11 protein-coding genes are annotated in these 12,395 nt (G+C 64.0%); 2 read left to right on the top strand and 9 right to left on the bottom strand.

Going from position 1 to position 12,395, the window contains the following annotated elements; all coding sequences use genetic code 11:
- Positions 1–414 precede the first annotated feature (414 nt).
- On the top strand, positions 415–1,578 hold the full coding sequence (locus BraRD5C2_RS12445; RefSeq protein ID WP_223968686.1) for a transporter substrate-binding domain-containing protein: 1,164 nt from the start codon (positions 415–417) through the stop codon (positions 1,576–1,578).
- A complete protein-coding gene (locus BraRD5C2_RS12440) occupies positions 1,575–2,162 on the top strand; it encodes an ANTAR domain-containing response regulator (RefSeq protein ID WP_223968684.1) in 588 nt (195 codons plus the stop codon). The genes BraRD5C2_RS12445 and BraRD5C2_RS12440 overlap by 4 nt, the downstream gene beginning before the upstream one ends.
- 9 nt (positions 2,163–2,171) lie before the next feature.
- On the opposite strand, the gene BraRD5C2_RS12435 is transcribed toward BraRD5C2_RS12440, so the two are convergent.
- From BraRD5C2_RS12435 to urtB, 9 genes are all read right to left on the bottom strand, one after another.
- Positions 2,172–4,460 (bottom strand): nitric oxide reductase activation protein NorD, encoded by a 2,289-nt coding sequence (locus BraRD5C2_RS12435; protein WP_223968682.1) that lies wholly within the window; start codon positions 4,458–4,460, stop codon positions 2,172–2,174.
- A gap of 14 nt (positions 4,461–4,474) precedes the next feature.
- Positions 4,475–5,287 (bottom strand): CbbQ/NirQ/NorQ/GpvN family protein, encoded by an 813-nt coding sequence (locus BraRD5C2_RS12430; protein WP_275945287.1) that lies wholly within the window; start codon positions 5,285–5,287, stop codon positions 4,475–4,477.
- A 49-nt stretch (positions 5,288–5,336) separates the two neighbouring features.
- Positions 5,337–6,356, bottom strand: a complete 1,020-nt coding sequence (locus BraRD5C2_RS12425; protein ID WP_223968680.1) for an alpha/beta fold hydrolase — start codon at positions 6,354–6,356, stop codon at positions 5,337–5,339.
- Between the two features lie 34 nt (positions 6,357–6,390).
- Positions 6,391–7,722 carry a purine-cytosine permease family protein gene (locus BraRD5C2_RS12420; protein WP_223968678.1) on the bottom strand — a complete coding sequence of 444 codons (1,332 nt, stop codon included), beginning with the start codon at positions 7,720–7,722 and terminating at the stop codon, positions 6,391–6,393.
- 81 nt (positions 7,723–7,803) lie between these two features.
- On the bottom strand, positions 7,804–8,841 hold the full coding sequence (locus BraRD5C2_RS12415) for an aliphatic amidase (protein WP_092125395.1): 1,038 nt from the start codon (positions 8,839–8,841) through the stop codon (positions 7,804–7,806).
- A 32-nt stretch (positions 8,842–8,873) separates the two neighbouring features.
- A complete protein-coding gene (urtE, locus tag BraRD5C2_RS12410) occupies positions 8,874–9,566 on the bottom strand; it encodes an urea ABC transporter ATP-binding subunit UrtE (protein WP_092125394.1) in 693 nt (230 codons plus the stop codon).
- Positions 9,559–10,311: an urea ABC transporter ATP-binding protein UrtD gene (gene urtD / locus BraRD5C2_RS12405; RefSeq protein ID WP_223968676.1), complete on the bottom strand. Its 753-nt coding sequence runs from the start codon at positions 10,309–10,311 to the stop codon at positions 9,559–9,561. Before urtD ends, urtE begins: the two co-directional genes overlap by 8 nt.
- Positions 10,308–11,447: an urea ABC transporter permease subunit UrtC gene (urtC, locus tag BraRD5C2_RS12400; protein ID WP_223968674.1), complete on the bottom strand. Its 1,140-nt coding sequence runs from the start codon at positions 11,445–11,447 to the stop codon at positions 10,308–10,310. The genes urtD and urtC overlap by 4 nt, the downstream gene beginning before the upstream one ends.
- 16 nt (positions 11,448–11,463) lie before the next feature.
- The gene (gene urtB, locus BraRD5C2_RS12395) at positions 11,464–12,333 is read right to left on the bottom strand and encodes an urea ABC transporter permease subunit UrtB (protein ID WP_223968672.1); all 870 of its coding nucleotides are present in this window, start codon (positions 12,331–12,333) and stop codon (positions 11,464–11,466) included.
- Between the last annotated feature and the right edge of the window lie 62 nt (positions 12,334–12,395).

Genomic DNA, 12,395 nt, shown 5'->3' with positions numbered 1-12,395 from the left:
CTCATCCCCGCACTTGGCACGACGCAAGCGCAGGCACTGCCCATCACCGCGCATGCGCCTCCGGCTTGGCGACACGGATGTGTCGCCAATTTGTTTTGGCGGCAAAAGCAAAAAGCCACCCGCCCCTCCAAACGAAGGTGACGAATGGCCCAAATGCCGCGGCTATGAACTATCGCGTGGGTCCGGGATCGAACGGAGCACTCTGCGCGGCGATCGGGACGTCATCGGCCAAATCGACGCACGCAAGGTTCGACAGGAAGCCCTGTAGGAGAAAATTCTAAGGAGGTGTGCAGCGCGTTGTCAACGAGGCTGGCTGCACAAATTTCGCGAGGTGCTGCGCAGCAAATCGGCATGACCTCTTGCACCGGCCTCTGCGAAGATGGTTTCCTGCATGAGTTGCACTGAAAGTCTTCGATGACAAAGCCGTCCATTCCCGTTGGGATTATCTGCTCGCAGCATGGGCCCTATCAGGCCATGGGGCGCGAGATCCTGAAGAGCGCCATGATGGCGGTCGACGAGATCAACGAGCAGGACGAGTTCGACTTCGCGATATCGGCACATGTCCGCGATCCCCGCGGCATCATTTCAGAATACCATACGGTCTGCGATGATCTCATTCGCAATGTCGGGGTCGAGCACATCATCGGCTGCTACACCTCGGCCTCGCGCAAACAGGTTCTTCCGATCGTCGAGCGCACCGACCGCCTGCTCTGGTATCCGGCGCGCTACGAGGGGTTCGAGTGCTCCGACAACGTCATCTATGTCGGCGCCTCGCCCAATCACAACGTGCTGCCGCTGGTGCGCTACGTGCTCGACAATCTGTCGCGCGAGATCTTCTGCGTCGGCTCCAACTATGTCTGGACCTGGGAAACCAATCGCGTCACCCGCGAACTGGTGACGGCGGCGCGGGGACGGATTCTGGCGGAACGCCTGCTCGAGCTCGGTGAAAGCGCGGTTACGCACATCGTCGACGAGATCGTGCGGCGCCGGCCGCCGGTCGTGTTCAACACGCTGGTCGGCAGTTCGAGCTATGATTTCATCCGTGCGTTTCATGCCGCAACCCTTGCTGCGGGTCTCGACATCCCGATGCTGAGCTGCAGCCTGTGCGAGCCCGAGCTCAAGATCGCAGGTCCCGCATCGGCCGGCTGCATCACGTCGTCGGCCTATTTCGAAAGCATTCGCCTCCCCGAGAACCAGGCCTTCGTCGCGCGCTGGAAGGCGCGTCACGGCGAGCACAGCAGCCCGTCGGTGGACGGGCAATCCGCCTATGTCGCGGTCTATCTGCTGGCCCGCGCGCTGCAACGTGCCGGCACATCCAATATCGGCGAGGTGCGGCGCGCCGCAGCCGGCCATCGCTACAATTCGCCACAGGGTCCGGTCTGGATCGACGGCAGCAACAACCACTGCGTCTTGACGCCGCGGCTCGCCGTCTCCAACGCCGAAGGACAGTTTGACATCTTCTGGGAAGCTGAAGCTCCGGTTAGACCGGATCCCTATCTGACGCAGCTCGACATCGCCGCCGGTCCCGCAAGGGATGGAACGTTGCCGAATGCGCCGCATTTGCGGGTTGTGAAATGAGCAAGCCGTCATCATTTTCGCTGCGCGGACGCAAGGCGCTCGTCGCCATCAAGGACGAGCGCGACGCCACCATCGTCAGGCGTCAGTTCGAGCGTCTCGGGATCGACATCGTCACATGGGATGGCGACGCCGATATCGACTGCCGGCCGGATGTGACGCTGATCGACGACGAGTTCCTTCCGCTCACCTCGCCGGCGCAGCGCGCATCGCTTGGGCGAAGCCCGGTCATCGCCCTGCTCGGCACCGAGACGCCGAGCCGCCTGAAGCTGGTACTCGACCTCGATCCGGCCTCGTTCCTGGTCAAGCCACTGCGCTCGGCCGGCATCTATGCCGCGCTTGTCCTGGCCTTCGAGCGAAGCGAGCGCACCAGCGAGCTGAAGCAGCAGGTGCTCAAGCTCGAACAGCGTCTTCGATCTCGCCGCGTGGTGCTCGCAGCCGTCCTTCAGGTCATGCACACGCATGCGCTGGCCGAGCCGGCCGCCTTTGCGATGATCCGCCGGGCCGCCATGGAGCAGCGCAAGACCATCGAGGAGCTCTCGGCCGAGATCACGGCAAATGGTTCCCTGCCCCGCGCAGCCGGCTAGACCTTACGACTATTTCTTCAGTTCCGCATAAAGCTGCATCACCCGTTGCGGCAATACCTCGATGCGGGGCACCCGGAGCGCATGGCGCTCGCCGAAAATGCGATCGAGCTGCGGAAATCTGTCCTCACCGATGCCGAAGGCAAAAATATCGGCGCCGCGCCGCCGCAGCTGCTGAGCGGCACGGCGCGCGTCCTCCACCAGATATTGCGGATCGGGCACGTCGACGTCGGACGGCTCGCCATCGGTCAGAACCAGCAACACTTTGCGGAATGCGCGTCGTCCCGCGAGGTAGCCCCCGGCGTGGCGCAACGCGGCACCGAGCCGGGTGGAATGGCTGCTGCCAAGGCCCGCGAGACGGGAACGCACCACGGCGTCCATCGGCTCCTCGAAGCTCTTGATGCGGAGATAGCGCACGCGCTCGCGGCCGTCGGAGCTGAAGCCGTGCACCGCGATGGCATCATTGGCGGCCTCGACCGCCGTCGCCATGATCGCGGCGGCCTTGCGCTCGACGTCGAGAACGGTCCGGCCGCGACGATCACGGTCCGCGGTCGATTGCGACAGGTCGAGCAGCAGCAGAACGGCAAGATCGCGCGGTCCCGGCGCATCGCGCTGGTAGACCCTGGGCTCGCTGATACTGCCGGCACGGCGCTCGATCGTCAGCGCGATCGCCGCATCGATGTCGAGCGCTTCGCCGTCGCGCTGACCTTTGTGTCTGATGCGGCGGCCGATCGAGGCGTCGCGGGTCAACTCGGTGATCCAGCGCATCGCCTCGGCATCCGTCGAAGGGTCGAACGGCTGGGCGGATACCGCTGCATCAGCCTCCAGGATCGTGGTCCAGTCCGCCCGCTCGATGCGCGTGGCATAGTCCCATTCCGGGTAGGTCGCGGCCGGAAATCCATCCAGCAGGGTCACTGCCGCAGCCTTCGCGCGCAGCGTCTCGTCGGGCCTTGCATCGTTGTCGGTGGATTTTCCATCGGCGTCGTCGCGGCGCTCGATCCGCACGGAATCGACCGCAAGTTCGATCGTCTCGGCCGGGCTGTCCGGCTGATCGCCAAAATCCCACAGCGCCAGATTGTCATCGCGATAGGCCGGTTCGACGACGTAGCTCTTGGCATTGAACTGCAGCCGCATCTGCCCGATGTCGTTGCCGAGCAGCCCGCCGATCTCGCGGCTGATGGCCGGATCAATCCAGCGGTCGGCGGCTTCGGCAAACAGCGCGCGCCCCTTGGTCACCCACGCATCCGGATCCTGATAGTCCGGATCGATCAGCGCCCGCGCCAACCGCGTCATCAGTCCGGCGGCAGTTGCCTGGCCGGTTGGCGTTGCAGTGTGAAACGGCAACCACAGCCGGCGCAGCCCGGGCATCTCGCGAAGCGCCAGCGTCTCGACCCTGGCATCCTCGATCAGCGAGACCAGCGCAATCTGCAGCGCCTTCAGCCGCCCCATCGGAAAGCGGACGGTGGAATGCACCACATGCGCGCCGGCATGCGCGACCGCGGCGAGATAGATGGTGTCCGCCGCCTCGCCCGCGAATCCTGGAAAGGTCTCCGGGAGCCCGATCAGGCCCGCGGCGAGCGAGGCGCGCCGCGGCACAGGCGTCGGCGCCATGGTAAGCTTGCGGAAACGCGGCTTCCTGTTCCACAGCGCAAGCGTGGTTGCGGCGAGGCGCTTTTCCAGCCGTGCAAAATCATCGCCGGTCCGGCCGACCGCGAACAGCCGCACCGAGAGCGGATCGTCGAGCGCGAAATAGGCGCGCCGGCGCGATGCGCGGCCGCCACTTGCGCGCAGGCCGGCCGAAACCCAGGCGGAAAAATCGTCGGCCCCGGCATGTGCGAGCAGCGGCTCCAGCCGGCCGATCGCAAGGCCCACCGATTCCGGGCCTGCATCTGCGAGTTGGCCAAGCGCTGCAAGAACCGCGGTGAGTTCTCCAGCACCCGCAAGCCGCGACAGCACTTTGGACAATTCGGTCAGCAGCCCATGGGCAGTGCGGCTTCCGGCGCTGCGGCCGATATCGCCCACGGCGCGTCCGATCGCGATCAGATCATCGGTCGATCGCGGCGCCTGCCATTGCTCCGATAGCTTTAGAAAACCCAGCACCACGGCCTGGCCGAGGTTGGCCTCGAACAGGTCGTGCACCGCCTCGTCCCAGGCCGTCAGACGATCGAACGAACCCATCCGGTGCAAGGTGGCCCGCGCCGACTGCACCGCCAAGGCGATCTCATCGTGGCCGCGCAACAGTGCCGCAAGCCGGCGTCCGGATCGGAAGCCATCGAGCGAACTGATTTGCGCGACCGCCACCTCCGGGCTTCCATTCACGCAGAGGCCGAAATCACGTCACGCAACGTGTTCCTGGTGTCCGCATCATCGGTCAATGGAACCACGATGGTGGTCTCGCACGCCTTTTCGAGGCTGATGCCGCATCCGATCAAGCGGCCGGCATTGACCAGCATCCGGGTGGAGGCGCCTTCGTCGAGGCCCTGGCCTTTCAGATTGCGGCTGTGCTGGGCGATCTTCACCAGCAGATCGGCGAGATTGGGCTCGATGCCGGCCTCGCGCGACACCACCTCGGTTTCCGCCGACCGGTCGGGGTAGCCGAAGTCCAGCGCCGCGAAGCGCTGCTTGGTGGATTCCTTGAGGTCCTTGATCGCGCTCTGGTAGCCCGGATTGTAGGAAATCACGAGCTGAAAGTCCGAATGCGCGTGGATCAGCTCGCCACGCTTTTCGAGCGGCAGTACACGCCGATCGTCGGTCAGGGGATGGATCACGACCGTGGTGTCCTGACGCGCCTCGACGATCTCGTCGAGGTAGCAGATCGCGCCGAGACGCACGGCCGTCGTCAGCGGCCCGTCACTCCATACCGTACCCTCGGCATCGAGCAGCCAGCGTCCCACCAGATCCGCCGCTGTCATGTCCTCATGACAGGCGACCGTAATCAGCGGACGGCCGAGCCGCCAGGCCATGTATTCGATGAAGCGGGTCTTGCCGCAGCCGGTGGGGCCTTTCAGCATCACCGGCATGCGGTTCGCATAGGCTGCACCGAACAGCTCGACCTCATCCTTGAGCGGCCGGTAATACGGCTCCTGGCGGATGCGGTACTGATCGAGCAGCAAAGCGGGATTGGACAAGCTCACGCCTCCCATGATCGCGCAGGCAGCCGTTCGCAACCGTTCGAACTCACGATGCGAGCAGCTCCTTGAGCTTGGTATCGATGAAGGCGACATCGACCGGGTTAGTCCCCGGCCCGCCCGCGAAATGGCCCCAGATCGACGGCACCGGCACGAACTTGGCGTTCGGCATGTTCGCGACCTCGTTCTCGCTGTCTTCGGGCGGGAAGTAGAGATCGGTCTGCCCCGGCATGACATAGGCCTTGGCCTTGATCGCCTTCAACGCGGCCTTGAAGTCGCCATTGTAGATCTCGTTGGCGCTGATGTCGCCGTTCTGCCAGGTCCACAGCATGGTGAGCAGGTTGTTCGGGTCCTTCGGCAGGAAGAAGCCTTCCCAGAATGCCACCAGGAAATCCTCCAGCGACGAATAGCCCATCGTCTTGATGTCGAGCTGCTCGCGGTAGAAGGACTGCGAAAAGCCCCAGCCGGCATAGACCCGCGCGGCGGCGCGCAGGCCGCGAGCCGGCTTGTCGGTGTACCAGCCCTCCTTCCAGGCCGCGTCTGCCGTGAGCGCGGCTTTCACGCCTTCGAGGAACACATAATTGTGGCGCGAGCATTTCGCCGAGCCGCAGAACGGCGCCAGCAGATCCATCATATCGGGATAGAGCGCGCCCCAATGGAACGTCTGCAACGCGCCCATCGACCAGCCGACCACTAGACGGATGTGCTTGATGCCGAATTTTTCGGTCACCAGCCGGTGCTGGGCGCGGACATTGTCGTAGGCCGTTACCTGCGGAAAACGCGGCCCGTTGTAAGGCTCCGGCGTGTTGCTCGGCGACGACGACAGGCCGTTGCCCAGCATGTTGGGAATGATGATGAAGTACTTCGCCGGATCGAGCGCCATGCCCGGCCCGATCAGCCATTCATTGTCGTAGTGCTGGCCGGAGTACCAGGTCGGATAGACGATCACGTTGTCCTTTGCCGCGTTGAGCTGGCCAAACGTCTTGTAGGCGAGCTTGCAGTCGCGGAGGGTCGCACCGCGCTGCAAGGTCAGATTGCCGAGATCATAGATCTGATAGTCGACGCTCATTGATGTACCCTTCTTGCTTGATCGAGCTTGTCGCTTACGCGGGACGCGCCACCTTTTCGGTGGGCGATTCCACCCGTGCGATCGCCCCGTACACGATGCCGGCGACCAGCGCGGCTGATATCGCAGTGGACAGCCCCGGCATCAGATTTTCAACCGCAAATGCGCACAGCGACCCGATGCCCCAGGCGATGAACGGCTTCGCGCGCCAGTCGACGTCCGCACGCGACCCGGTGCGCAACAAATACTGATCGACCAGGATGATCGCACCGATCGGCGGCACGAGGATGCCGAGCAGCGACAGCCACTGGATGAAGAACGCCCAGACGTTGCCCGCGGCAACCACGATGCCAATGGCGCCGAGGATCACGGCCATCAGCCGCATGTTGGTCCCGAGGATACGCGACCAGCCGGTGGCCGCATTGTAAAGACAGTGCGAGCAGACCGATCCGAGATTGGCGTAGAGGAAGATGAAGGCGAGAATGCTGAGCCAGGTGAGCTGCTTGCCGTTCATGTAGCCGAACATGTTGTCGACGCCGAACGGGTTGGCGTTCGGAACCGCAAGCGCGGCCGTCATCACGCCGCCGACCAGCATCGCCACCAGATTGGCGAACGGAAACGCGCTGAATGTCGCAAACAGCGACGCCCGCGGGCTCGGCGCCCAACGGTTGAAGTCCGCGGTCACCGTGCCGGCGTCGATGAACAGCGCGAGCACAACCGTGAGGCCAACGCCCATCGACATGCTGGCGACGCCATTATTGCCGGCATAGCTGAAGATCGCCGCTGCCGTCGTGGTCGAGGCCGCGTCGGCCGCGACCCAGAGGCCGAGGACGACAAAGAGCGGCACCGACGCCAGCCCGATATAGTGCAATCCTTTCACGCCGACGAAGGTGATCCCGATATAGAGCACGCCCGCGACGATGGTCATCGCCACATAGTTGAGGCCGTAGGTCGAGGAGATCAACGCGCCGGTGATGCCGGTCTGCACCGCATACCAGCCGAGCAGCAGGGTCGACAGCAGGCCGGACGCCAGCACATAACCCTTCTTTCCGAACACGATGCTCGCGATCAGCGCGAAGTTCATGCCCTTCCGCGTGCCGATCAGGCCGAGTGCGCCCACATAGGCGAACATGATCAGATTGCCGATGATCATGGCCGCCAGTGCGTTCTTGAAGCCCATGCCCAGCACCAGCAACGATCCCGTCATGGCGCCGGTGATGATCATCGGAAAGCCTAGCCACACCATGGTGACCGAAAAGGCGCTGCGCCGGGCGCTGATCGGCACCGGCTCGTGCTCGAATTCATGGCCGAGAAGGTCGTCGATCTGCCCTTCGGACTGCACCAGCCCGCTATTTGCTTCGCTGCTCATGGTAACCCCCGTTTCCCGTTGCAACAGTTTCAGAACCGCGCCGGTGCGAATGATCGCGCCGGCACGGCTCGGCTTTTCCAATCAACGATGTGCGACTTTCTGGTTCGGAATGCCCTCGATCGGACACTCGTCGGTCCCGACGGTCGGACGCGTCATGGCTTCAACCATCTCCCGCGTACCTTCGGGGTCCGTGATCCAGTTCTTGTAGAAGGTGTACGGACAGACCGCGTGGCCGCGATCGCCCTCTCCCGAGTTGATCAGGCCGGTGTAGCCGCGGTGCATCAGCTTGAAGAGATGGTTCTGCGACTGCATGTTGCGGCGGGCATCGCGGATCAGCGACACCGAGAGCTGGGCGTACTGGATGCCGTTCTCCTCGGTGCCGCACTCGCCGAGCGTCCGACCGTCGAAGCCGATGAGCGCAGAATGGCCGAAGTAGGAATAGACGCCGTCGAAACCGGAAGCGTTGGCGACCGCGACGTAGCAGTTGTTGGCCCAGGCCATCGATTTCGAGATCTGGATCTGCTGCTCCTTGGCCGGATACATGTAGCCCTGGCAGCGGACGATCAGCTCGGCGCCGCGCATCGCGCAGTCACGCCAGATCTCCGGATAGTTGCCGTCGTCGCAGATGATCAGGCTGATCTTCAGGCCCTTCGGCCCCTCCGAGACGTAGGTGCAATCACCGGGATACCAGCCCTCGATCGGCACCCACGGCATGATCTTGCGATACTTCTGGACGATCTCGCCCTTGTCGTTCATCAGGATCAGCGTGTTGTACGGCGCCTTGTTGGGATGCTCCTCGTGGCGCTCGCCCGTCAGCGAGAACACGCCCCAGACCTTGGCCTTGCGGCAGGCATCGGCGAAGATGCGGGTTTCCTCGCCCGGCACCGACGAAGCCGTCTCGTACATCTCCTTGGAGTCGTACATGATGCCGTGAGTCGAGTATTCCGGGAAGATCACGAGATCCATGCCCGGCAGGCCGAGCTTCATCCCCTCAACCATCTTGGCGATGTTGCGCGCGTTATCCAGCACCTCGGCCTTGGTGTGCAGGCGCGGCATCTTGTAATTGACCACGGCGACGCCGACCGTGTCCTTGCTGCTCGATATATCTCCATGCAACATGTCTCGACTCCCTTTCTGAACGATAATTCCCGCTACACGGCCATGTGCAGCTGGATGAGATCATCGGTGAGCTCACCGATCGCGCCCTTGGCGACGACGCGTCCCTTTTCGAGTAACGCGAAGCGGTGAGACGCGCGCCGCGCGAACGCGACATTCTGTTCGACCAGCACGACCGTGATGCCGCGCTCGCGATTGAGCTTGACGATCACGTCCTCGATCTGCTCGACGATGTTCGGCTGGATGCCCTCGGTCGGCTCGTCCAGTAGGATGACCTTGGGCTGGGCAAGCAGCGCGCGCGCGATCGCAAGCTGCTGCTGCTGACCGCCGGAGAGATTGCCGCCGTAGCGGTTGAGAAAATCCTTGAGCACCGGAAACAGCTCGAGCACCCACTCCTCGATGCCGTTGGCCGATTTCGCCGCGAAGGTCCCGAGCGTCAAATTCTCCCGCACGGTAAAGCGCGGCAAGATGCCGCGGCCCTGCGGCACATAGGCGATGCCGGCCTTGGCGCGCTGATGGGTCCGCAATGGCGAGATGTCGGCGCCGTCGAGCGACAAACGTCCGGTGCACCGGTCCATCAGGCCGAGGATGCTGCGCATCAGCGTGGTCTTGCCGACGCCGTTGCGGCCGAGCACCGACAGGAACTCGCCGTTGCCGACCATCAGGTTGATGCCCTGCAAGGCGCGGCTATTGCCATAGAATGCGTCGACGTCGGTCAGCTCAAGCATGGCTGATGCCTCCCGATCCGAGATAGGCGCGGCGCACTTCCGGATGCGCCTCCACCTCCGCGGCGGTGCCCTCGGCCAGCATCTGGCCCATATGCATCACCGAGATGATGTCGCCGATCGCCTTGACGAAGCCCATGTCGTGCTCGACCACGATCAGCGTGTGCTTGCCCTTCAGCCGTACGAACAGTTCGGCGGTCTTGCGGGTTTCCTGCGCCGTCATGCCGGCAGTCGGCTCGTCCATCAGGATCAGCTCGGCGTCCTGGGCGACCAGCATGCCGATCTCCAGCCATTGGGTCTGGCCGTGCGACAGATACGCGGCCGGCCGGTCGAGCTGTTCGGTGAGCCCGACCAGCTCGGCCAGACGCTCGATGTCGTTGCGCGCGGCATTGCCGATACTCCAGCGCAGATTGCCGAACACGGAGGTGCGGCGCGCCCGCGCCACTTCGAGATTGTCGCTGACCGAGAGCTCGCGGAAGACGCTCGGCACCTGGAACTTGCGGCCGACACCGGCGCGGGCGATCTCGTATTCCTCGAGCTCCTGCAGCGCGGTGCCGTCAAAGCTGACGCTGCCGGCGCTCGGTTTGACCTTGCCGCAGATGATGTCCAGCGCCGTGGTCTTGCCGGCGCCGTTCGGCCCGATCAGGCAGCGCAGCTCGCCCTTGCGCACGCTCATGTTGAGCGAATTGAGCGCCTTGAAACCGTTGAAGCTGACCGAGACGTCGCGGAGATCGAGATGGGAGTTCACGTGCTGCCCTCCGTCTGGCTGACACCCCGTGCAACCGCGCCGCCGGCGGCCTGTCTGCGCTGGGCAACCCAGCGCCAGGTGGACTGCGCGAGGCCGGCGAGCCCCTTCGGCAGGAACAGCACCACGAGCACGAACAGCGCGCCCATCACCAGCGTCCAGGTTTCCAGGAACGCCGCCGATTCCGACAGCGCGCCCTGCATGCCGGCGACCAGCACCGCGCCGAGGAACGCACCGACCAGGCTCTGCCTGCCGCCGACGGCGCACCACACCACCACCGAGAGCGAGAGCTGCACGCCAAGGAAAGTCGGCGAGGCAAACTCCATCACGACCGTGTAGAGCATGCCGGCGAGGCCTGCGATCGCAGCCGAGAGCGCAAATACGAAGATCTGGTAGAGCGCGACGTCGTAGCCGAAATAGCGCACCCGGCTCTCGTGATCGCGGATCGCCTGCACGATCAGGCCGGCCCTGGACTTGGTGAAGGCAAAGGCCACCAGCAGACTGAGCAGCACGCATCCGGCGACAAGATAATAGGTCGCGCGGCCATAGGCATCGAACGCGACGCCGAACAGCTCGAGCTGAGCGAGATCGGTGATGCCGTTGAAGCCGCCGGTGTAGCTCTGCTGGTCGATGATCACGAGATTGATCACCACCATGGTGGCGAGCGTGATGATCGAGACGTAGACGCCCGTGACCCGTCCGCGGAACATGAACCAGCCGAGTGCTGCTGCAACCAGCGCCGGCACGATCAGCCCCGCCGCGATGGCGAAGCTGAGCGACCGGAACGGCTCCCAGAACCACGGCAGATGCTGGACATTGTTCCAGACCATGAAGTCCGGCAGTCCGCTCGCTCCCGTATGCACCGGCACGGTCTTGAGCTTCAGGGCCATCGCCATCGCGTAGGAGCCGAGCCCGAAGCTCATGGCCTGGCCGAGATTCAGGATGCCGCCGAAGCCCCAGGACAGCCCAAGGGATATCGTGAGGATACCCAGCACTAGATAGCGCGCGACCTTGTTGAGCAGGAAGTCGTTGTTGAGCAGCACCGGGAGCGCGAACACCAGCGCGGAAACGATCAGCAACGGTGCAAGTTGCGCGATCAGGCGCTGCAATCCGCTGGAATTGGAAGCATTCGACGGCATAGATGAGCGATCTGTCTCAGGCCCGCACGCGTGCGGTGAAAAGCCCCTCGGGGCGGAAACGGATGAGCACGACGATGGCGAGCAGCACGATCGTCTTGGCGACGGTGTCGTTCTGCAGGAAGGCGATGCCGCCGGAGAGCTCGCCGAGGATGAAGGCGCTCGCCACGGTGCCGGCGAGGCTCTGCACGCCGCCGAGCACGACCACCATGAAGGCGTCGACCACGTAGCCGGTGCCCATATCGGGCGACACGCTCTTGAGCGGCGACACCAGCGCGCCGGCAAGTCCGGCAAGGCCCGCGCCATAGGCGAAGGTCAGCGCGTAAACCCGCTTGGCGTTGATGCCGAACGAGGCGGCGACCGAGCGGTCCTGGATGATGGCCCGCAGCTTCATCCCGACCGTGGTGCGGTTCATGAGCACCCAGGTCGCCCCGAACAGCGCGATCGACACGACGAACAGGAACACCCGATACGACGATATCGGGATGCCGAACACGTTCATGCTGTCGGCCAGCGCCGGCGGCAGCTGCACATAGCGGAGTTCGCTGCCGACCATCAGCCGCACCGCCTGCTGCAGCATGATTCCGACGCCCCAGGTCGCAAGAATCGTATCGAGCGGTCGGTTGTTGAGCAGGCTGAGGACGTAGCGTTCGATGACCCAGCCGAAGGTTGCCACCACCAGGAAGATCGGAACGAGGCTCGCGAGCAGGCCGAGCCCGAGATAGGTGTGAAACACCCAGGCGGCATAAGCGCCGAGCATCACGAACTCGCCATGGGCGAGATTGATGATGCCCATCGAGCCGTAGATGATCGACAGTCCCAGCGCCACCAGCAGCAGGATGGATCCGATGCTGAGGCCGGTGACGATTTGTTCGATGAGTTGGTCCACGTCGGGATCCGCTTTCGATGTTCGTTTGGGCGCCTGCGCCCCTCGCATGTGTGCGAGAGGCG

The sequence above is a fragment of the Bradyrhizobium sp. RD5-C2 genome (assembly GCF_019972155.1).
In the GTDB taxonomy this organism is placed as follows: Bacteria; Pseudomonadota; Alphaproteobacteria; order Rhizobiales; family Xanthobacteraceae; genus Bradyrhizobium.
Note: the sequence above shows the minus strand (reverse complement) of the source record. Positions and strands in the feature narration are given on the sequence as shown.